The organism is Pantoea agglomerans (assembly GCF_021397715.1).
In the GTDB taxonomy this organism is placed as follows: domain Bacteria; phylum Pseudomonadota; class Gammaproteobacteria; order Enterobacterales; family Enterobacteriaceae; genus Pantoea; species Pantoea astica.
In genome coordinates this window covers 2,330,667-2,351,271 of record NZ_CP090207.1, presented here as the reverse complement: position 1 = coordinate 2,351,271, position 20,605 = coordinate 2,330,667, and the positions used below count along the sequence as shown (strand labels likewise).

General features: G+C 57.9%; 19 protein-coding genes. 6 read left to right on the top strand and 13 right to left on the bottom strand.

Annotated elements, in window-relative coordinates; translation table 11 throughout:
* Positions 1-445 precede the first annotated feature (445 nt).
* Positions 446-1,351 (bottom strand): LysR family transcriptional regulator, encoded by a 906-nt coding sequence (locus tag LZU96_RS11145; RefSeq protein WP_233984416.1) that lies wholly within the window; start codon positions 1,349-1,351, stop codon positions 446-448.
* Between the two features lie 168 nt (positions 1,352-1,519).
* On the opposite strand from LZU96_RS11145, the gene LZU96_RS11140 reads away from it, so the two are divergent.
* Positions 1,520-2,533, top strand: coding sequence for a zinc-dependent alcohol dehydrogenase family protein (locus tag LZU96_RS11140; protein ID WP_233984415.1), 1,014 nt, complete (start codon positions 1,520-1,522; stop codon positions 2,531-2,533).
* 301 nt (positions 2,534-2,834) lie between these two features.
* A complete protein-coding gene (locus LZU96_RS11130) occupies positions 2,835-3,533 on the top strand; it encodes a CTP synthase (RefSeq protein ID WP_233984414.1) in 699 nt (232 codons plus the stop codon).
* Between the two features lie 37 nt (positions 3,534-3,570).
* On the opposite strand, the gene LZU96_RS11125 is transcribed toward LZU96_RS11130, so the two are convergent.
* The 12 genes from LZU96_RS11125 to ydgT all read right to left on the bottom strand — a co-directional run bounded on the left by LZU96_RS11125 (position 3,571) and on the right by ydgT (position 15,443).
* Positions 3,571-4,917 carry an enolase C-terminal domain-like protein gene (locus tag LZU96_RS11125; protein ID WP_233984413.1) on the bottom strand — a complete coding sequence of 449 codons (1,347 nt, stop codon included), beginning with the start codon at positions 4,915-4,917 and terminating at the stop codon, positions 3,571-3,573.
* Positions 4,895-6,238 carry an MFS transporter gene (locus LZU96_RS11120; RefSeq protein ID WP_233984412.1) on the bottom strand — a complete coding sequence of 448 codons (1,344 nt, stop codon included), beginning with the start codon at positions 6,236-6,238 and terminating at the stop codon, positions 4,895-4,897. The genes LZU96_RS11125 and LZU96_RS11120 overlap by 23 nt, the downstream gene beginning before the upstream one ends.
* 199 nt (positions 6,239-6,437) lie before the next feature.
* A complete protein-coding gene (locus LZU96_RS11115; RefSeq protein ID WP_233984411.1) occupies positions 6,438-7,160 on the bottom strand; it encodes an HPP family protein in 723 nt (240 codons plus the stop codon).
* A 186-nt stretch (positions 7,161-7,346) separates the two neighbouring features.
* Complete coding sequence (gene nth / locus LZU96_RS11110; protein WP_233984410.1) at positions 7,347-7,979, bottom strand: endonuclease III; 633 nt, start codon at positions 7,977-7,979, stop codon at positions 7,347-7,349.
* Entirely contained in the window at positions 7,976-8,680 is a 705-nt protein-coding gene (locus LZU96_RS11105) for an electron transport complex subunit E (RefSeq protein ID WP_233984409.1), read from the bottom strand. Before LZU96_RS11105 ends, nth begins: the two co-directional genes overlap by 4 nt.
* Complete coding sequence (gene rsxG, locus LZU96_RS11100) at positions 8,673-9,305, bottom strand: electron transport complex subunit RsxG (protein ID WP_233984408.1); 633 nt, start codon at positions 9,303-9,305, stop codon at positions 8,673-8,675. Before rsxG ends, LZU96_RS11105 begins: the two co-directional genes overlap by 8 nt.
* Before the next feature lie 3 nt (positions 9,306-9,308).
* Positions 9,309-10,367: an electron transport complex subunit RsxD gene (gene rsxD / locus LZU96_RS11095; RefSeq protein ID WP_233984407.1), complete on the bottom strand. Its 1,059-nt coding sequence runs from the start codon at positions 10,365-10,367 to the stop codon at positions 9,309-9,311.
* Positions 10,368-13,397, bottom strand: coding sequence for an electron transport complex subunit RsxC (gene rsxC / locus LZU96_RS11090; protein WP_233984406.1), 3,030 nt, complete (start codon positions 13,395-13,397; stop codon positions 10,368-10,370).
* Positions 13,390-13,968: an electron transport complex subunit RsxB gene (rsxB, locus tag LZU96_RS11085; protein ID WP_233984405.1), complete on the bottom strand. Its 579-nt coding sequence runs from the start codon at positions 13,966-13,968 to the stop codon at positions 13,390-13,392. Before rsxB ends, rsxC begins: the two co-directional genes overlap by 8 nt.
* Positions 13,968-14,549: an electron transport complex subunit RsxA gene (rsxA, locus tag LZU96_RS11080; protein WP_031377346.1), complete on the bottom strand. Its 582-nt coding sequence runs from the start codon at positions 14,547-14,549 to the stop codon at positions 13,968-13,970. Before rsxA ends, rsxB begins: the two co-directional genes overlap by 1 nt.
* A 123-nt stretch (positions 14,550-14,672) precedes the next feature.
* Positions 14,673-15,116, bottom strand: coding sequence for a DUF2569 domain-containing protein (locus LZU96_RS11075; protein ID WP_233984404.1), 444 nt, complete (start codon positions 15,114-15,116; stop codon positions 14,673-14,675).
* A gap of 111 nt (positions 15,117-15,227) precedes the next feature.
* Positions 15,228-15,443, bottom strand: coding sequence for a transcription modulator YdgT (ydgT, locus tag LZU96_RS11070; protein ID WP_233988181.1), 216 nt, complete (start codon positions 15,441-15,443; stop codon positions 15,228-15,230).
* Positions 15,444-16,047: 604 nt separating this feature from the next.
* Between ydgT and ytfQ the strand changes: the two genes are divergently transcribed.
* From ytfQ to yjfF, 4 genes are read left to right on the top strand one after another with little or no spacing between them, the layout of a single operon-like run.
* On the top strand, positions 16,048-17,004 hold the full coding sequence (gene ytfQ, locus LZU96_RS11065; RefSeq protein ID WP_233984403.1) for a galactofuranose ABC transporter, galactofuranose-binding protein YtfQ: 957 nt from the start codon (positions 16,048-16,050) through the stop codon (positions 17,002-17,004).
* 54 nt (positions 17,005-17,058) lie between these two features.
* Entirely contained in the window at positions 17,059-18,579 is a 1,521-nt protein-coding gene (locus LZU96_RS11060; RefSeq protein WP_233984402.1) for a sugar ABC transporter ATP-binding protein, read from the top strand.
* A complete protein-coding gene (gene ytfT / locus LZU96_RS11055; RefSeq protein ID WP_233984401.1) occupies positions 18,572-19,588 on the top strand; it encodes a galactofuranose ABC transporter, ATP-binding protein YtfT in 1,017 nt (338 codons plus the stop codon). The genes LZU96_RS11060 and ytfT overlap by 8 nt, the downstream gene beginning before the upstream one ends.
* Positions 19,585-20,571, top strand: a complete 987-nt coding sequence (yjfF, locus tag LZU96_RS11050) for a galactofuranose ABC transporter, permease protein YjfF (protein ID WP_233988180.1) — start codon at positions 19,585-19,587, stop codon at positions 20,569-20,571. The genes ytfT and yjfF overlap by 4 nt, the downstream gene beginning before the upstream one ends.
* The last annotated feature ends 34 nt before the right edge of the window (positions 20,572-20,605 follow it).

Below are 20,605 nucleotides of genomic sequence, written 5' to 3'. Positions count from 1 at the left end.
GATTAATAGTTTGTTGAATAATCACTATCCAGCACTATGAGTCAGTCAGCGGCTATTTATCAGGCGAAGCGATGAAAAAACCCTCATTTACCCGCCTGCTTTGCGCTAAAAGTGAGCAAATGACGATCCTGCGCACAAACAGATGATTTAATTCAGGAAGAAAAAGAAGAAACCGTTTGCGTGGCGGAAATCTACGCAGCAAAAGCGGTGCGCGAGTGGCAATCGAAGCATAAAACTTCTGTCTGCGGCAGTTATCAGGTGCGCGGGTTATCCGGCAAAAATCGACCGTGATGAAGAGGCCGCCGGGCAGACTCGACAAAAAATTAACATTTAATCACCTTCCCGCGCCCGTCATAAGGCTCGTCCCAGGTGCTCTCCTTTACGTTGATCTCCCGCTGTGATTACCGCGCTGATGTTATTGCCGCAGCCTGTCTGTCGAGCAACATTAACGCTGGTGATACTGCTTAAATAACTCATCGAACCATTCGATAAAAACCCTGACCTTAGGAGGAAGATAGCGTCGGTCAGGATAGAGGATGGAAACCGGTTTGGTTACCGTTGCGTAGTCAGATAACAGTTCCGTCAGCCTGCCCGCTTCAATGTCAGTTTCTAATGCCGCGCGTATGGCATGAAGTATACCAAGGCCTTGCAGGCCGCAGGATAACAACACATCTGAATTATTAACCCGCATACTGTGTGCCGGTCGCCGTGAAATAACCTCACCGTTAACAACAAATCTCCATTCATGGAGGTCACGGCTATGCTCGCTAAAAAAACAGACGGCTTTATGATCAGCAAGATCATCCGGCGTCTGAGGCGTGCCATATTTTTTCAGATAGGAGGGGGCTGCACAGGTCACCATCTGCAGATCGCCGACACGACGCGAAATAAAATTTGAATCCGCAAGCTCACCGAGACGTATAACACAATCGACGCCTTCGGAAATCAGGTCAGTCAGACGATCTGAAGCCGTTAAGACAATGTCAATCTGCGGATACAGAGCCTGAAAATTAGCCAGGAAGGGGAGCAGAATACTGTGCGTCAGGGCCAGCGGAGCATCAATGCGAAGCTCGCCGTGCGGCAACTGATCGGGCGAATAAGAGGCCATCATCTCGCTGACATCGGTCAGAAGCGCTTTGGCTCGCTGATAAATTTCCTCTCCTTCAGCCGTCACACTCAGACTGCGCGTGGTGCGATGCAGCAGTTTAACGCCCAGCGTATCCTCCAGCTGCTTCACCGACTTGCTGACCGCAGGGCGATGCAACTGCAAAGCGTCAGCGGCACGGGTGAAGCTGCGCAGTTCTACAACCTGAACAAAAATGTCCATCAACTCAAGCATGTTCGGGCGCACGTTTTTAACTCCGCTGAGATAGTATGACCAAAATTGTGATAGCCGGGAGTATAACCCATCTCGATTGTTTCTCCTGCAGAAACACTGAACCTCTTTTTGATGGCTTTTTACCCGCGATCGCTTTGCTTATCATGCCTCTCTGATACAGGCACACAGGAAATGACAGAAATGAAAGCATGGTTATTAAAAGATTTTGGTCTTGAAAACTTAAAACTGGAGGAGGTTGAGACCCCCACACCCGGTCCGGGTGAACTTCTGGTAAAAGTTGGCGCGGTTTCGCTGAACTTCAGGGACAAAGCCATCGTGGAGGGTTTTTATGAGCCACATCTGGTGCCAAAGCCCCTTATCCCGGTCTCTGATGCGTCAGGAACCGTGGTTGCCACCGGTGAGGGGGTAACCCGTTTCAGCATTGGCGATCGCGTTAATTCACATCTCTATTCCCGCTGGCTGGATGGCGAACCGGCTGCCGACGAGCCAGCCTGGTGTATAGGCATGCCGTTACCTGGCGGACTGGCTGAGTACATGATTCTTCATGAAGATAGCGCGGTCAAAGCCCCGGACAGCATGACAGATGAGGAAGCCTCCACTCTTCCTATTGCGGCGTTGACGGCATGGTACTCGCTAATGGATATCGGTAATTTGCAGCCCGGACAAACCGTGCTGGTACAGGGAACCGGCGGTGTATCCGTGTTTGCTGCTCAGATAGCGCATGCCTATGGCGCGCGGGTGATTGCGACATCCAGTAACGATGCCAACCTCGAACGGATTAAATCGCTGGGGGCGGATGAGGGGATTAATTATAAAAAATGGCCTCAATGGCAAAATAAAGTTCTGGAGCTGACCGGGGGTAAGGGCGCTGATGTCACGGTGGAGGTTGCCGGTGGCAGCGGCATTAACCAGTCAATTACGGCAACCAAAGTGGCCGGAACGATTGCACAGGTAGGTTTTCTTACCGGTCAGACAGCGCAGCTTGATTTAATGCCGTTAATTTTCCGGCAGACAACCATCAGAGGCATTGCAGTGGCACCCCGTTCCTCGTTTGATCGGATGAACCCATTCCTGAATAAACACCATATCAAACCCGTTATTGAACAGGTTTACCGCTTTAGCGAGGCAGTCGACGCTTTTGAGCATCTCTCCCGGGGTGCATTTGGCAAAATCGTTATTAAAATGGATAGCTGATAACGTCAGTCGTCGTTGTCAAAAAGAAAAGGTACCCGACGTGGGCGACAATGATCGCCTGCGTTTGCCCTTCCGGTTTTACCCGGATCAGCAGGGTGACAAGCGGTAAGGCAGCGAGCAGACCGCCCGGTCGATCGCTGTGCTTCGCGGTTTCGGAAATCAGCACCACCTTAACAGCGGCTATCAGGTCGTTGAGATGAGCCAGCGCCGCGTTTTCCGGTAAAGTTGAGGCGTAGCAAGGGCGCTAGACAAGAAATTAACATTCCTGTAACCTCTTAATTTCCCTCATAAGGATCGTCCCATGTCTTCCCCTTTACGTTTATCTCTGGTTGGCGACTATCGTGCTGACGCCGTAGCCCATCAGGCCATTCCGCTGGCGATTGAACGTGCCGCCGCCCATCTGAATATCCGCGTTGACGCTGAATGGATTGCCACTGAACAGCTGGGCGATCTGAGCCGCCTGCAACAACGTGAGGCGATCTGGGTGGTACCTGGCAGTCCTTACCATAATGATGCGGGCGTTTTCGCCACCATCCGGCTGGCGCGGGAACAGGGCAAACCCTTTCTCGGCTCCTGCGGCGGATTTCAGTACGCGGTGATTGAATATGCCCGCAACGTGCTGGACTGGCAGGATGCGGCACATGCTGAGACCGATCGGAGCGGGCGGATGGTGATAGCGCCTCTCAGCTGTTCGCTGGTGGAGCAGCGGGGCGCGGTGAGATTTGAAGCCGGTTCACGCATTGCGCAGGCTTACGCTACGCTCAGCAGCGATGAAGGCTACCACTGTAACTTCGGCGTTAATCCTGAGTTCACGGCAGCGCTGGCCGGTAAGACGCTGGACATTACCGCATGGGATGCCGACGGTGACATGCGCGGCGTAGAATTGCAGGATCACCCTTTCTTTGTAGCAACGCTGTTCCAGTCAGAGCGCGCGGCCCTGCAACAACAGGATTCACCGCTGGTGATTGCCTGGATGCAGGCCGCACTGGCTCAGCGCTAATGCGCGGCACGCTGTGACACTGTCACAGCGTGCCCGGTTAATCGCGCAGCAGCGCCGGGCGTCTGGCGTCAAACGCCCAGTTTTCGATCAGAAACTGCATCCCGAGCGCATCATTGCGATTTTTATCCGGCAGCGCGTTGTAGAGTGCATGTGCCGCGTCGACCCGCTTCATATCCAGCGTAATCCCCAGGCCGGGTCCTTCAGGCAGCTCCAGAAAGCCGTCGCGGATCTGCGGTGCCTGCTGCGTCAGCTGCTGTCCATCCTGCCAGATCCAGTGCGTATCGAAGGCGGTCAGCCGATCGCCAGGTGCTGCGGCACCCAGATGCGCTACCATCGCCAGCGATACATCAAAATGGTTATTTGAGTGACAGCCGGTAGTCAGTCCCCATTCATGGCACAGCTGCGCCACGGTATGCGCATTGCGCATCGTCCAGAAGTGCGGATCGGCCAGCGGGATGTCGATGGCATTGAGCTGTAAAGCGTGCTGCAACTGACGCCAGTCGTTGGCGATCATATTAGTGGCAACCGGGATACCGGTAGAGCGCTTAAATTCCGCCAGCGTCTCACGGCCGGAATAGCCGTTTTCCGCGCCGCAGGGATCTTCCAGATAGGGAATACGGCCCGCCAGCTGACGACCGTAGTAAATCGCTTCATCCAGTGACCAGCTGGCGTTGGGATCAACAGTGACCCGCGCCGTGGGGAAGCGCGCCAGCAGCGCATTCACCGTCTCCACTTCCACTTCGGGGTGATGCACGCCGCCTTTGAGTTTGAAGTCACGGAAACCGTAGCGATCGGTGGCGGCTTCTGCCAGCCGCACCACCGCTTCGGCATCCATCGCTTTTTCATGGCGCAGGCGGAGCCAGTCATCGCCACCGGCCTGGCCCGGCTGGTAATTCATGGTGGTCAGATGCCGGTCGGCGATATAGAACAGGTAGCCGAGTACCGGCACCCGATCGCGCTGTTTGCCGCTGGCCAGCAGCTCGGCGACCGGCAGATCGAGGTGCTGCCCCAGCAGGTCGAGTAACGCCGCCTCAATCGCCGCGGCGGCGTTGTAGAACTTCTCCGGATTCATCTGCGGAATATGAATATTATCGGTATGCGCACTTTGCTGGTGGCGCGCATCGCTGGCGAACAGCGTCGAAATGGTGGCGTTAAGCCGCAGCAGGTCGCTGCCCTCAATCTGTGGCCGAAAACGCTCAAGCAGCGCCAGCGTCGAGGCGTGGCACGGGCTTTCGCCGACCCCGGTGCGGCCAGCGGAGTCAGTAAGAATCACCAGAATGCGGGTGAAATAGCAGTTATGCGCGCCGCCAATATTCAGCAGCATACTGTCATAGCCGGCGACCGGCACCACCCGCATAGATTTAATGACTGGACTGGCTGACATGTTGATTCTCCATAGGGACAAGGGAAGACGGGGCCGGTTTGCGACGTAGCAGCAGCCACAGACCGGTCAGCAGCGAGACGCTGGTCAGGGCGTAGAGACCGCCGGTGGTTGAGCCGGTCTTCATTTCCAGATAGCCAAATACCGTCGGCGCGAAGAAGCCGCCGAGATTACCGATTGAGTTCACCAGCGCAATGCCGGGTGCCACAATCGAGGCGGGCAGTTCGCCCTGTGGCATCGGCCAGAAAAAGGTGGCGCTGACTTTCGAGCCAATGCAGGCGACGATCATCGCCACGAAACCAAACCACGGCGATCCCAGCGTCGCCATAAAGGTGCCGCAGGCGGCGACCAGCATGGCGGCACCCAGCGCCTTATCCAGCTTGTCACGATGGCGATCAGAAAAGCGGCTCAGCAGGTTGATGGCGACAATCGCGCACAGCCAGGGCACGGCGGTCAGAATCCCGATGCCAAAACTGCTGAAGCCCTGAATACGCTGAATAATCTGTGGCAGCCAGAACACCAGCGTGTAGCCGGTCATGGTCATGGTGAAGAAAATAACGCAGAAGAACAGCAGGCTGCGGTTACGCAGCAGCGACATCCGGCCCGGCTGCTGATTAAGCTGGTCGCGATGGGCTTCTTCGTTGTGCAGCTGCTGTGCCAGCGCCTGCTTTTCCGGTTCGCTGAGCCAGCGGGCATCGGCAGGTCGCGAAACCAGCACCCAGGCGGCCAGAATCCCCACCAGCACCGAAGCGCCACCTTCCAGAAACATCACCCATTTCCAGCCCGCGATGCCGAGAAAATTATGCATCATCAGGATCGCGCCGGTAATCGGGCCGGAAAAGAGAAAGGCCCCGGCGGTCGCGCTCAGCACCATCGCGGTAGCCCGACCGCGCCAGGCATTCGGCACCCACTGGCGAAAATAGAACAGTACACCGGGAAAGAAGCCCGCCTCGGCGACGCCGAGTAAAAAGCGCAGCAGATAGAACTGCGTCGCCGAGGTGATGAAGCCGGTCAGCACCACGACCAGCCCCCAGGTAATCATGATGCGCGTCAGCCAGACCCGGGCACCAAAACGCTTCATCATCAGGTTACTCGGCACCTCAAACAGCGCGTAACCGATAAAAAACAGCCCGGCGCCCAGCCCGAAAGCCGCGGCGCTGATGCCGGCATCGGTCTGCAGCTCTGCTTTGATAAAGCCTATATTGGCGCGGTCGATCTGATTAATGATCAGCATAACGGCCAGCATCGGAATGATGCGGGTGAAAAACTTTTTGATGGCGGAGGCAATCAGCTCATCGTGATCGAGTGACAGGGCGCTTTCCATCGGTCTTCCTCGCGGTTGCGTAAAGAAGAGTAAAGTGTAAGGAGATGAAAAGGCGGGCTCTATGGGCAATCGCCCAGGGCAGACTGGGCGTCCGGCCTGGGCGAGAGTGTTATCAGTATGTTATGGAAAAGCCGCTGCGCTTTGGCTGACCAAATCTGTGGCACGGATCAAGTTCGGCGCTGAGGCCATACGGCGGGAATCAGGCGCTGGCGGTCTGACGGCGCTGGGCGATCAGTTCCGCGCGCTGCAACAGGGCCTGCAAATCATCTTCGTCGATATCCAGCAGTTCACCGGCTTCCAGCGCCTGGTGCAGATCTGCGCGCGTCAGCGGTACCGGCATCGCTACCGGCTCCGGTTTCACCTCTTCCGGGGCCAGCGGGTGCGGATAGCGGCGTCCGGCCAGGTTATTAAACAGCATAGCCAGCAGGGCCAGCGTCACCGAGTTGATCAGCACCGGCGTCAGCACAAAGTGGTAGCCCATCTGCTGCACCGTCGGACCGCCTAAAATAGCGGTCAGGGCCACCGCACCACCCGGTGGGTGCAGGCAGCGCAGCTTAAACATCAACAGAATGGCCAGACCGGCGGCAACGCCCATGGCAATAGCGGGATGGGGGATAAACTGACTCACCGTGACGCCAGCCAGTGCTGACAGCGTATTTCCGCCAACCACTGCCCACGGCTGCGCCAGTGGACTGGCCGGCACGCCAAACAGCAGCACTGCCGAAGCGCCGACCGGGGCGATAAACCATAAATTCAGCTCGCCCAGCAGCCAGTGGCTGAGCAGACTGGTCAGAATCAATCCGCTACCGGCACCCAGGCTGGCAAAAAAGATATGCTTTTTACTCACCGCCAGCGGATGTGGCCAGAGACGGGCCAGAAACAGGCGTACCGCGTGCCTGCCGGTGGAAGGGCTGTTATTCATTACTTTACTCACCGTGTCATAACATTTTCTTATCGTCAGGGGCGGCGATTTTCCATCATCAACATCAATGTAACAACCCGACAAACTGTGCAGGTATCAACGGCGGGACATGGGGGCGGAAGAAGATCATTGCGTGGCGGCGCGACCAGCAATAAAAAACCCGCCGTAGCGGGTCAGAGCAGCCGGTTAATCGACTTTATCGGGATACTCACACAGGTCTTCAATCAGACAGGCACCACAGCGCGGCTTGCGCGCCACACAGGTGTAACGACCATGCAGAATCAGCCAGTGATGACAGTCGACCTTGTACGCCGCCGGCACTACCTTCAGCAGTTTCTGCTCCACCTCTTCAACATTTTTACCCGGCGCAAAGCGGGTGCGATTGCTGACGCGAAAGATATGGGTATCGACCGCGATGGTTGGCCAGCCAAATGCGGTATTCAGCACCACGTTAGCGGTTTTACGGCCAACGCCGGGCAGGGCTTCCAGCGCGGCACGATCTTCCGGCACCTCGCCATTGTGCTGTTCCAGCAGGATGCGGCAGGTCTTAATCACATTCTCCGCTTTGCTGTTAAACAGCCCGATAGTTTTGATGTATTCCTTCACGCCCTCAACGCCCAGCGCCAGCATCGCCGCCGGGGTATTCGCCACCGGATAGAGCCGGGCGGTGGCTTTATTGACGCTGACGTCAGTCGCCTGGGCCGAGAGCAGTACCGCAATCAGCAGCTCAAACGGGGAGCTGAAGTTAAGCTCGGTGGTCGGATGCGGATTATTCTGCTGCAGCCGACGCAGGATCTCATTACGTTTCGTCTGGTTCACACCGCTTTCCCGGTTGCGCCCTGTGGCGTCGCAGTGGCTGCGGCTTCTGCCCGCTGTGCGGCGCGCTGCTTCATCTTCTGGTCGATCAGATATTTGCCTGCCAGCATCATGCCAAGGCCGATAAAGGCGCCAGGCGGCAGCATAGCCAGCAGCATCGGCGAGTCAAAATGGACCACCTCGATGCGTAACGACTTCGCCCACGGCCCCAGCAGCTGATCGGCACCGTTGAACAGCGTGCCGCTGCCGATGATTTCGCGCATCGAACCCAGCACGACCATGGCGCAGGTCGCGCCCATACCGATAGCGAATCCATCCAGCGCCGCCAGCGGGATACTGCTTTTTGAGGCCACCGCTTCGGCCCGGCCAACCACGATGCAGTTAGTGACAATCAGCGGGATGAAGATGCCCAGTGACTGATACAAACCGTAGGCGTAGGCGTTGATCAGCATCTGTACGCAACTCACCACCGAGGCGATGATCATCACGTAAATCGGGATGCGGATCTCCGACGGCACCCAGCGGCGTGAGGCGGAGATAAAACTGTTGGTCAGGGTCAGCACCAGCGTGGTCGCCAGACCCAGTCCCAGCGCGTTGGTGGCGGTGGCGGTCACGGCCAGCAGCGGGCAGAGGCCCAGTAGCTGAACCAGCGCGGAGTTATTTTTCCACAGCCCGCCCACCAGCAGGCTTTTAGCTTCACTCATTTGCGTCTCCACATGCCGGTAACGAAGAGAATCTCTCCGGAAGGGTTTCAATTAACAGGGCGGTGCGTCTGGTGGCATTGACCACCGCGCGCGGCGTGATGGTGGCACCGGTAAACTGGTCGAACTCACCGCCATCCTTTTTCACCGCAAAGGCTTTATCGGTCGGCCCCTGAACCACTTTGCCATTAAAACTGTTGATCCAGTCTGAAATACGCAACTCAATTTTATCGCCCAGACCGGGCGTTTCATGGTGTTCAACCACCCGAACCCCCAGCACTTTACCGCTAAAATCAGCACCGACCAGCATCTGAATCGCACCTGAATAGCCGTCCGGCGCGGTCGTTTCCAGCGCAGCCGCCACCGGCTGACCCTGTTTCCGCGCCAGATAGAGGCGGTGAGGAGCACTATTGCCCAGTGCGGGATCGGTGACAACGTAACAATCCTGCTGAATATTGTTGTCGTAGAGCGTAGCCGGTACCACCTGATCCAGCAGGTTTTTTTGCTGCAGCTGGGTCTGATGCTCCACCGTGGGTTTGGTCACGGTATTCACCACGGCGGTGGCGGCAGTGGTAATCGCGGCAAAAATTGCCAGCGTCACGCCATTTTTACGAATCGTCTGCAGCATCGCTTAATCCTTGAGATGGCCGTAAACGCGCGGCTGAGTATAGTAATCGATCAGCGGCACGCAGATGTTAGCCAGCAACACCGCAAAGGCGACGCCATCCGGATAGCCGCCAAAACTTCTGATCAGCCAGACCAGCAGACCAATCAGCGCGCCGTAAAGCAGACGGCCGCGGTTCGTGGTGGAGGCGGTCACCGGATCGGTAGCGATGAAAAACGCCCCCAGCATGGTCGCGCCCGAGAACAGGTGAATCAGCGGGCTGTTCAGTGAATCAGGTGAGAACAGCCAGCCCAGCGTTGCGCACAACGCCAGCGACAGCAGCATAGCGGCAGGAATATGCCAGCGGATAGCCTTTTTCCACAGCAGAAACAGACCACCAGCCAGATAAGCCAGGTTGACCCACTGCCAGCCGAGACCCGCCAGTACGCCGCTGTAGATCGGCTGCGCCAGTAACTGATCGGCGCTGTGACCGGCGCGCAGACCGGTTTTAAAGGTATCCAGCGGCGTTGCCTGACTGACGCCATCCACACCCATCTGCAACTGCTGCATGGTTTCGCCTGCCAGCGTGTGGCCGCGGAATACCATGCTCAGGCTATCCAGCAGCGTCGGTTTGATCGCCTGAAGCGTGTCGGGCGGCAGCCAGCTGGTCATCTGCACCGGGAAGGAGATCAGCAGCACCACATATCCCACCATCGCCGGGTTAAACGGGTTCTGACCCAGCCCACCATACAGCTGTTTGGCAATCACGATGGCAAAGACCGTACCGATCACCACCAGCCACCAGGGCGCCAGCGGCGGCAGGCTGATGCCGATCAGCACCGCGGTCAGTAGCGCGGAGTTATCCGCCAGGTTGCTGCCAATCGGGGCTTTACGCAGCCGTAAAATCGCAGCTTCGGTCAGCCAGGCGGTCAGCGTTGCCAGTAAAACCTGCAAAAAAGTGCCGTAGCCAAAGAAATAACACTGCGCGGCAAAGCCCGGCACCGCCGCCAGCACCACCAGCAACATGATATTGCCGGTACTGCGGCGGTTATGGGTATAAGGGGAACTTGCGATACGAAAAGCCATTTAATCCTCAAGCGTCGTAGACGACTGCGCTTTACGCGCTTTGGCACGGGCGATGGCGGCCGCTATGGCAGCTTTACGCGCATCATCGGGTTGATTCAGTTCAGGTGCCTGTTCCGGTTCCGCGTTGGCGTTGTTGGCCTGCTCCTGCGCCTGTTCGGCTTTTTCTACGGCGTGGTGGGCGGCAGTGGCTGCTACCGCAGCATCCCGCGACGCTTCTTCTGCGGCCGCCGCCTGCGCCTGCGCTTTCTTCGCTTTGGCGCGGGCGATAGCCGCCTGCACCGCGGCTTTGCGCGGGTCTTCGGCTTCAGCAGCAGGCTCAGCGTCAGCTACCGTATACGGCTCAGCATCCGCCGTGCTTTCAGCCTGTGCGGCTTTCTTCGCTTTGGCGCGGGCGATAGCCGCCTGCACCGCGGCTTTGCGCGGGTCTTCGGCTTCCGCGACAGGCTCAGCGCCAGCTACCGTCTGCGGCTCAGCATCCGCCGCGCTTGCCGCCTGCGCGGCTTTCTTCGCTTTGGCGCGGGCGATGGCCGCCTGCACCGCGGCTTTGCGCGGGTCTTCGGCTTCCGCAGCAGGCTCAGCAGCCGTCTGCGGCTCAGCATCCGCCGCGCTTGCGGCCTGCGCTTTCTTCGCTTTGGCGCGGGCGATAGCGGCCTGCACCGCGGCTTTGCGTGGGTCGTCGGCTTCAGCGGCAGGCTCAGCGCCAGCTACCGTCTGCGGCTCAGCATCCGCCGCGCTTGCCGCCTGTGCGGCTTTCTTCGCTTTGGCGCGGGCGATAGCCGCCTGCACTGCGGCTTTGCGTGGGTCGTCGGCTTCAGCGGCAGGCTCAGCAGCCGTCTGCGGCTCAGCATCCGCCGCGCTTGCGGCCTGCGCTTTCTTCGCTTTGGCACGGGCGATAGCCGCCTGCACCGCGGCTTTGCGTGGGTCGTCGGTTTCCGCAGCAGGCTCAGCGTCAGCTACCGTCTGCGGCTCAGCATCCGCCGCGTTTTCAGCCTGTGCGGCTTTCTTCGCTTTGGCGCGGGCGATAGCGGCCTGCACCGCGGCTTTGCGCGGGTCTTCGGCTTCAGCAGCAGGCTCAGCGTCAGCTACCGTATACGGCTCAGCATCCGCCGCGCTTGCGGCCTGCGCTTTCTTCGCTTTGGCGCGGGCGATAGCGGCCTGCACCGCGGCTTTACGCGGGTCGTCGGTTTCCGCAGCAGGCTCAGCGTCAGCTACCGTCTGCGGCTCAGCATCCGCCGCGCTTGCCGCCTGTGCGGCTTTCTTCGCTTTAGCGCGGGCAACGGCGGCTTCGACGGCGGCTTTACGCGGATCAACTTCCGCATCTTCACTGACTTCAGCCTCGGCTGGCGTCATTTTCTTCGCTTTGGCGCGGGCGATGGCCGCCTCAACCGCCGCTTTACGCGGATCGGTTGTCTGACGAGTCAGCGGCTGGGTTTCCGCCTGAGCCTCGGCCTGACGCAAACGTGCCTGTGCATGACGGGCTTCACGCTGCGCTTCGGCCGTGGCTTCATCCGGCTCGGCGCGACGGGCGGTTGCTCGTGCTTTCGCTGCAGCCAGTTCGCTGTTGTCACTGCGGGCAACGCGCTGTTTCGCTTCTTCGTGTCGCGCTTCACGCGCCTGCTTCTCACGTTCCAGTCGCGCCTGACGCGCTTCAAACCGCGCTTTGGCTTCGAGAGTCCGTTTCGCTTCCAGATCGATGGCGCGCAGTTCCGCTTTTTCCTGCCGGTAATATTGCACCAGCGGGATATTGCTCGGGCAGACATAGGCGCAGGCACCGCATTCAATGCAGTCATCAATATGATGGGCGCGCGCCTTGTCGTGATCGCCGCCCTGGCTGTACCAGTAGAGTTGCTGTGGCAGCAGCTTCGCCGGGCAGGCATCGGCGCAGGCGGAACAGCGAATACAGGACTGCTCTTCGTCGTTGTTGCCCATTTCGCTGCCGGAAGGCGCCAGAATACAGTTGGTGATCTTCACCACCGGCACATCCAGCGACGGCAGGGTAAAGCCCATCAGCGGACCGCCCATGATCACCATCTGGCGCGGGCCAGGACGGAACCCGACCTGATGCAGCAGATGACTGATAGGGGTGCCGAGACGGCTCCAGACGTTGCGCGGCTGGGCGATCGCCTCGCCGGTCAGCGTCACCACGCGTTCGGTAATCGGTTCACCGTTGATAATGGCGCGCTTAACTGCCCAGGCGGTACCGACGTTCTGCATCAGCACGCCGATATCGGTCGAGCGTCCGCCGTGTGGCACCTCCATCCCGGTCAGGATGCGGGTCAGCTGTTTAGCACCGCCAGAGGGGTATTTGGTCGGGATCACCCGGATTTGCAGATCGCGCTCGCCGCCCAGCGCCTGCTTCAGCGCGGCAATGGCTTCAGGTTTATTATCTTCAATGCCAATCAGTACCCGCTCTGCCTGTAATACCCAGGCGAGAATCCGGCTGCCTTCCAGCACTTCAGCGGCGTAGTCCTGCATCAGGCGGTCATCCGCCGTGATGTAAGGTTCGCATTCCGCGGCGTTGATGATCAGCGTTTTAACACCGCGCAAGCCGCCTTTCAGCTTGGTGGCGGTGGGAAAACCGGCGCCGCCCAGGCCGGCAATACCGGCATCGTGAATGCGCTGCACGATGTCAGCGCGCGAATGCTGCCGGTAATCGGGGAGCGGATCGAGTGGCATCCAGCGGTCTTCGCCATCGGGCGTCAGGAAAATGCACAGCTCTGACAGGCCCGATGGATGGGCGGTCATGTGCTGACCGATTTCCTCAATGGTGCCGGAGGTCGGCGCATGCACCGGTAACATCCGGCCGGTGCCAAACGTCAGCGGCTGACCACGCAGCACCTTATCGCCAGGTGCGACGCAGATTTCACCTTCATGACCGATATGCTGTTTCAGCGGGATGATAAAACGGTGCGGCAACGGCAGTTCGCTCAGTGGCGTGCCGTTGGACTGGGTTTTCATTTCCGGCGGATGAATGCCGCCATCGAAATCCCAGATCTTATCTTTTTTGAAAAAATTCAACAAATTAAGCATGGTTTTCTACCGGGATCACCCGCACCGGGATGCTGTTCAGATCCCATTTCCAGTTGGCAGGCGTCGTCTCAACCGGCCGCATCTCGATGCAGTCAGTCGGGCAGGGTGCCACGCAGAGATCGCAGCCGGTGCAGACATCGCTCAGCACGGTGTGCATCGCGCGGGTCGCCCCGACAATCGCATCGACCGGGCAGGCCTGAATACACTTGGTGCAGCCGATGCAGTTCGCTTCATCAATAAAGGCCACGGTGCGGACTGGCGCTTTGGCGGTTTCATCGCCATCAATCGGCTGCGGCTCAACATTGAGCAGCTCCGCCAGCTTGAGCATGGTCTGCTCTCCGCCTGGCGCGCACTTGTTGATCGCTTCTCCGTTATTGCCTACCGCATCGGCATAGGGACGGCAACCGGGATAGCCGCACTGTCCACACTGGCTCTGCGGCAGAATGGCATCAATTTGTTCAACGATGGGATCTTCTTCGACTTCGAAGCGACGTGAGGCGTAGCCCAGCAGCGCGCCGAACACCAGACTCAGCGCACTTAATACAGCAATGGCAATCCAGATCCCGGTCATCAGAATTTCACCAGGCCGGTAAAGCCCATAAACGCCAGCGCCATCAGGCCCGCGGTAATCAGGGCAATAGAGTTACCTTTGAACGGTGCCGGGACATTGGCCAGCACCAGACGTTCGCGCATGCCAGCGAACAGCACCATCACCAGCGAAAAGCCGAGCGAGGCGCTAAAGCCGTAGAGCGCCGCCTGTAAAAAGGTGTGATTCAGGTTCACGCTCAGCAGCGGCACGCCGAGCACCGCACAGTTAGTGGTGATCAGCGGCAGGAAAATGCCCAGCAGGCGATAGAGTGACGGGCTGGTTTTACGGACCACCATCTCGGTGAACTGCACCACCACGGCGATCACCAGGATATAGGCCATGGTGCGCAGATAGACCAGATCCAGCGGCAGCAGGATCAGGTGATTCACCAGCCAGGCGCAGATCGAGGCCAGGGTGATGACGAAAGTGGTGGCCAGGCCCATGCCGATCGCCGTTTCCAGTTTTTTGGAAACGCCCATAAACGGGCACAGGCCAAGGAACTTCACAAGCACGAAGTTATTAACCAGCACAGTACCAACAAAGAGAAGCAGATAATCGGTCATTTTTTCGCCTGGGAACCAGAAAGCGGCTTATTATCATAGATAGTGTGGCGTATCTCAACACCTACGCCGCGACCGGTCTGGCAGACCGCACTCAGAATTAAATTCCTGACATAACTCACGCGATTACGGCTCGATAAAGGTGTTTTTAACCCGTTGTGAGCGCTTGAAGTAGGGAACAAACACCGCTGCCGCCAGCAGTGACAGCAGGAGCGTCTGCAGGGCGCGGCTGTCAGAAACCGGGGTAAAGGCAAAGGTTTTCAGCGCTAACAGCACGGTAATCAGCAACCACAGCAGATAATGACGCGGCAAACGGCGTGAGCGTTTAAAGAACAGCCAGCTGATCCACAGGCTATAGGCCCAGACCGCGACGGTGGTGAGCAGAGAGATGGCCCAGTACGAGAAAAGGGTGCTGCCGTGAGAAAAGAGTGTGGCACGCCATTCCGGGTTAAACAGCGGTGTAAGGTACATCGCCATCACCAGCGCGGTGGTTAACAGGGTCATAATCAGCCAGGCCAGCGGCAGCAAAAGCCAGCCACCGATGCGCGGCGCAGCAACCTGTTCATTCATAGCGGGTATTCCTGTTTCGGGAGGTTGAAGCGCAGCAGAATAGCATGTCCAGATGGGGTGTGCCCGCCTGGACAACGTGACCGATAAAAAAGGCGAACGGGCAGCCGGAAATTAAACCACGTAGCGCCACACCGTCTGAGGCACACAGCCCAGATCATATAACCGTCCGCCCGACGCCAGTTCGGCACGTCGATGATCGGCAGCGCGGTACATATTGATGATTTCCATGTCATCGGTGAGCGAGTAATTGAGGTGATCGAAGAGCTTTTCCAGACTGTCTGAGTTATTCACTTTGCGAAATTTAAGCAGGTAGTCGTACGCAGTCATCATTGCCATAACAGTAGAAGGAACGAAGGAGTGCTCAGTATAGGGGGCAACCTAAAGCTGTCCAGATCCTGCCGTGAAAAAAAGGTGAAAATCAGACAAAAGACCGGGATACGCCGCTAAAAGTCCATTTTTGCACGTTTTATTATTGAGCAACAGGCTTGCCTGTTGGGCTGAATCACCGGTCTGCAAACTTCTCCCCGTCAGTGATGACCTTTCAGCGTGCTATAGAGCGGGAAAGTCAGCCGAACCCACCAGAGAAACGTTTCGCCCGCCAGCAGGCCAGAAATCGCATTGTGCGGGTAATCACAAATCCCATTTTTTGTTCATCGGACGGGCAGATAACCCATTTAGTACGCCTGGCTGTAATCGCTTCCAGAGAGCCTGCGCATAAGCGATTCTGTTTATTACAATTATTTAACCTGCCCGGATTTTGCTTTCAGTTATTTTATCCATAACCGCCCATGAAAAAAACCGCATGCCTGCACGTAACTCCTTTAATTTGCTCAATTTTGTGAAGCATGTCGCCATTATGCACCCTTTTTTAGTCCAGGCTAAGCGAGCTCTCTACCCTAAACAGCAAATGCCCTTCAGAGGAATAAAAACTATGTGGAAACGTTTACTTCTGACCACGCTGGTCAGCGCCGCGTTGACTGGTCCGGTGCTGGCTGCGGACATGACGGTCGGCTTCTCGCAGGTGGGTTCGGAATCTGGCTGGCGTTCAGCAGAAACCAACGTGGCGAAAAGCGAGGCTAAAAAACGCGGTATCACGCTGAAAATCGCCGATGGTCAGCAAAAACAGGAGAACCAGATAAAAGCGGTGCGCTCATTTATTGCTCAGGGCGTGGATGCCATCTTTATTGCACCGGTGGTGCAGACCGGCTGGGAACCGGTGCTGGAAGAAGCCAAAGACGCCAAAATCCCGGTCTATCTGCTGGACCGCGCCATCGTCGTTAAAGACAAATCGCTCTATCAGGCGGTGGTCACGGCGGACAACGTGCTGGAAGGTAAGCTGATTGGCGACTGGCTGGTGAAAACCGTCGGCGACAAGCGGTGTAACGTGGTGGAACTGCAGGGCACGGTCGGGGCCAGCGTGGCGATCGATCGTAAGAAAGGCTTTGCCGAAGCGATCAGCGGCCATCCGAATATTAAAGTGATCCGCTCTCAGTCGGGCGACTTTACCCGCAGTAAAGGTAAAGAGGTAATGGAGAGCTTCATCAAGGCGGAAAACAACGGCAAAAACATCTGCATGGTTTACGCCCACAACGATGACATGGCGATCGGTGCCATTCAGGCAATTAAAGAAGCGGGCCTGAAACCGGGCAAAGATATTCTGACCGGCTCAATCGACGGTGTGCCGGATATCTATAAAGCGATGCTGGCGGGCGAAGCCAACGCCAACGTGGAGCTGACGCCAAACATGGCCGGCCCGGCATTTGACGCGCTGGAGAAATTTAAGAAAGAGGGCACGCTGCCGCCAAAAGTGATTAAAACCGAATCAAAACTGTTCCTGCCTGCTGACGCGCAGACCGAACTGGAACGCAAAAAAGGCATGGGTTACTAAGCCGCAGACCGCCCTGCGGGGCGGTTTTTCATGACGTGAGGCGGAGTTAGCAGAATGACCACACCCAATGAAACATCGCTGTTAACCATTAGCGGCATCAGCAAAGGATTTCCCGGCGTGAAGGCGCTGAGCAACGTTTCGTTTGATATACGCAAAGGCGAGATTATGGCGCTGCTGGGCGAAAACGGCGCGGGCAAATCGACCCTGATTAAAGTGCTGACCGGCGTCTACAGCCGCGATGCCGGCACCATTACCCTTAACGGAAAACCGATTTCCCCACACAACACGGCCGAAGCGCAGGAGATGGGCATCGGCACGGTTTATCAGGAAGTGAACATGCTGCCGAATATGTCGGTGGCGGATAACCTCTATATTGGCCGTGAGCCGCGTCGCTTCGGTATGCTCGATCGGCGGCGTATGGTGCGCGATGCCGATGCGCTGATGCGCAATTACGGTTTTTCCCTCGACGTGACGCGTCCGCTGGGACACTACTCGGTGGCGATGCAGCAGATTATCGCCATCTGTCGGGCGGTCGATCTCTCCGCCCAGGTGTTGATCCTCGATGAGCCGACCGCCAGCCTCGACGCCAGTGAAGTAGAGATGCTGTTTACCCTGATGACGCAGTTAAAAGCCAAAGGGATGAGCCTGATTTTCGTGACCCACTTTCTCGACCAGGTGTACCGCATTACCGATCGCATTACGGTATTACGCAACGGGCAGTTTATCGCGACCCGCGATACCGCTTCGCTGCCGCAAATTGAACTGATCAAACTGATGCTGGGCCGCGAACTGCTGGAGACCGCGCTGCAGCGACAGGGCAGTACCCTGCGCAGTAATCAGCCGGTGGTGTCGTTTGAAGATTATGGCAAAAAGGGCACCATCGAGCCGTTCAACCTGGAAGTCCGGCCCGGTGAAGTGGTAGGTCTGGCGGGGCTGCTCGGCTCCGGGCGTACCGAAACGGCGGAAGTGCTGTTTGGTATTCGTCGCGCCGACCGTGGCACGGCAAAAATCAAAGGCAAAGTGCAGCGCATTACCAATCCGGCCAGAGCATCGCAGCTGGGCATGGGGTTCTGTCCGGAAGATCGTAAAACCGACGGGATCATTGGCGCGGCATCGGTGCGCGAAAATATCATTCTGGCGTTGCAGGCGCAGCGCGGCTGGTTGCGGCCGATTAAAAAGCGCGAGCAGCAGGCGATCGCCGAACGCTTTATCAAGAGCCTGGGTATCCGTACGCCGCACGCCGATCAACCGGTGGAGTTGCTGTCGGGCGGTAATCAGCAGAAGGTTCTGCTGTCGCGCTGGCTGGTGACTAAACCGCAATTTCTGATCCTCGACGAACCGACGCGCGGCATTGACGTGGGCGCACACGCCGAGATTATCCGTTTGATCGAATCCCTGTGCGCTGATGGACTGGCGCTGCTGGTGATCTCCTCTGAGCTGGAAGAGCTGGTGGGTTATGCCGATCGGGTGCTGATTATGCGCGACCTGAAGCAGGTGGCAGAAATTCCGCTGGAACAACTTTCGGTCGCGTCGATCGTTAACGCTATCGCTGACGGAGGGGCACAACATGCTTGAGACCCCTATGACACCTGAAAAACCGCAACGCCGTAAGCTGAAACTGCCGCCGGGGATGCCGCAAATCGCCGCGCTGCTGCTGGTGCTGCTGATCGATAGCCTGGTGGCGAACAACTTTTTTGCTGTTCATCTGCAGGATGGTCGTCTGTTCGGCAGCCCGATTGATATCCTCAACCGCGCTGCGCCCGTGGCGCTGCTGGCGATTGGCATGACGCTGGTGATCGCCACCGGCGGTATCGACCTTTCGGTGGGCGCGGTGATGGCGATTGCCGGCGCGACGGCGGCAACCTTAACCGTGGCCGGACACAGCCTGCCGTTTATTATTCTCGCCACGCTGGGAACCGGTCTGGCGTGCGGCATCTGGAACGGGGTGCTGGTCGCGCTGCTGCGGATTCAGCCGTTTGTTGCCACGCTGATTCTGATGGTGGCGGGGCGCGGTATCGCCCAGCTGATTACTCAGGGACAGATTGTTACGTTCGACAGCGATGCGCTCGGCTGGTTTGGTAACGGTTCGTTGTGGATGCTGCCGGTGCCGGTCTGGATCACTCTGGTGGTGGCGCTGGCGGTCTGGCTGCTGACGCGAAAAACCGCGCTCGGTCTGTTTATTGAAGCGGTGGGCATTAACCTGCGCGCTGCGCGCAATGCGGGCGTTACCGGCTGGCTGGTGGTGATGTCCACCTACGCCATCAGCGGAGTCTGTGCGGCGGTAGCGGGGCTGATTGTGGCCGCGGATATTCGCGGTGCGGATGCCAATAACGCTGGCTTGTGGCTGGAGCTGGACGCGATTCTGGCGGTGGTGATTGGGGGCGCGTCGCTGATGGGCGGACGCTTCAATCTGGTGCTGTCACTGATTGGCGCGCTGATTATTCAGTCCATGAACACCGGCATTCTGCTCTCCGGCTTCCCGCCTGAGCTGAATCAGGTAGTGAAAGCGGTGGTGGTGATGTGCGTACTGTTACTGCAGTCACCGCGCTTTATTGCGATGTTGAAACGGAGACGCCCGACATGATCAAACGCCATCTGCCGTTGATGATCACCTTGCTGGTGTTCGTGGCGGGTTATCTGTTCTGCCTGAGCCAGTTTCCGGGCTTTGCCTCAACCCGGGTGATCTGCAATATTCTGACCGACAATGCCTTTCTCGGTATTATCGCGGTCGGCATGACTTTTGTGATTTTATCCGGCGGTATCGACCTGTCGGTCGGCGCGGTTATCGCCTTTACCGGCGTGTTTCTGGCGCGGGCAATCGGCGATTTCCACCTCGATCCGCTGCTGGCCTTCGCGGTGATTCTGTCGCTGGGGGCGCTGTTTGGCGCGATGATGGGCTGGCTGATCGATGCGCTGAAGATCCCGGCGTTTATTATCACCCTGGCGGGCATGTTTTTTCTGCGCGGCTGCAGCTATCTGGTGTCGGAAAATTCGATTCCGATCGATCATCCGTTCTACACCACGCTCTCCAGCCTGGCGTGGAAAGTGCCGGGCGGCGGACGCCTTAGTCTGCTGGCGGTGATTATGCTGGTGGTGGTGCTAGGCGGCATCATTCTGGCGCACCGCACCCGCTTCGGGAATCAGGTCTACGCCATCGGCGGGAATCTGACCTCGGCGCAGCTTATGGGGGTTTCGACCCGCGCCACCACCATCAAAATCTATATGCTCTCTACCACCTTAGCCACGCTGGCCGGTATCGTCTTTTCGATCTATACCTCGGCTGGCTATGCACTGGCGGGACTCGGCGTGGAGCTGGATGCGATTGCCTCGGTGGTGATTGGCGGCACGCTGCTGTCGGGCGGCGTCGGCACGGTGCTGGGGACGCTGTTTGGCGTATTGATTCAGGGGCTGATCCAGACCTGGATTAACTTCGACGGTACGCTCAGTTCGTGGTGGACCAAAATCGCCATTGGTATCCTGCTGTTTGCCTTTATCGCGTTGCAGCGCCTGCTGACGGTGATCTGGGATCGCCAGCAGAATGCACCGGTAAAACGATTGAGTTCCTGAGTTTCCAGCTAAAAGGCGGCTCGCAGGAGCCGCC

Coding starts and splice junctions, on each gene's coding strand:
- ytfT (WP_233984401.1), top strand. CDS start 18,572: ATGCTTGAGACCCCTATGACACCTGAAAAACCGCAACGCCGTAAGCTG.
- LZU96_RS11115 (WP_233984411.1), bottom strand. CDS start 7,160: ATGAATAACAGCCCTTCCACCGGCAGGCACGCGGTACGCCTGTTTCTG.
- LZU96_RS11120 (WP_233984412.1), bottom strand. CDS start 6,238: ATGGAAAGCGCCCTGTCACTCGATCACGATGAGCTGATTGCCTCCGCC.
- yjfF (WP_233988180.1), top strand. CDS start 19,585: ATGATCAAACGCCATCTGCCGTTGATGATCACCTTGCTGGTGTTCGTG.
- ytfQ (WP_233984403.1), top strand. CDS start 16,048: ATGTGGAAACGTTTACTTCTGACCACGCTGGTCAGCGCCGCGTTGACT.
- LZU96_RS11125 (WP_233984413.1), bottom strand. CDS start 4,917: ATGTCAGCCAGTCCAGTCATTAAATCTATGCGGGTGGTGCCGGTCGCC.
- LZU96_RS11130 (WP_233984414.1), top strand. CDS start 2,835: ATGTCTTCCCCTTTACGTTTATCTCTGGTTGGCGACTATCGTGCTGAC.
- rsxA (WP_031377346.1), bottom strand. CDS start 14,549: ATGACCGATTATCTGCTTCTCTTTGTTGGTACTGTGCTGGTTAATAAC.
- rsxG (WP_233984408.1), bottom strand. CDS start 9,305: ATGCTGCAGACGATTCGTAAAAATGGCGTGACGCTGGCAATTTTTGCC.
- rsxB (WP_233984405.1), bottom strand. CDS start 13,968: ATGACCGGGATCTGGATTGCCATTGCTGTATTAAGTGCGCTGAGTCTG.
- LZU96_RS11075 (WP_233984404.1), bottom strand. CDS start 15,116: ATGAATGAACAGGTTGCTGCGCCGCGCATCGGTGGCTGGCTTTTGCTG.
- LZU96_RS11140 (WP_233984415.1), top strand. CDS start 1,520: ATGAAAGCATGGTTATTAAAAGATTTTGGTCTTGAAAACTTAAAACTG.
- rsxC (WP_233984406.1), bottom strand. CDS start 13,397: ATGCTTAATTTGTTGAATTTTTTCAAAAAAGATAAGATCTGGGATTTC.
- LZU96_RS11060 (WP_233984402.1), top strand. CDS start 17,059: ATGACCACACCCAATGAAACATCGCTGTTAACCATTAGCGGCATCAGC.
- LZU96_RS11105 (WP_233984409.1), bottom strand. CDS start 8,680: ATGAGTGAAGCTAAAAGCCTGCTGGTGGGCGGGCTGTGGAAAAATAAC.
- ydgT (WP_233988181.1), bottom strand. CDS start 15,443: ATGACTGCGTACGACTACCTGCTTAAATTTCGCAAAGTGAATAACTCA.
- rsxD (WP_233984407.1), bottom strand. CDS start 10,367: ATGGCTTTTCGTATCGCAAGTTCCCCTTATACCCATAACCGCCGCAGT.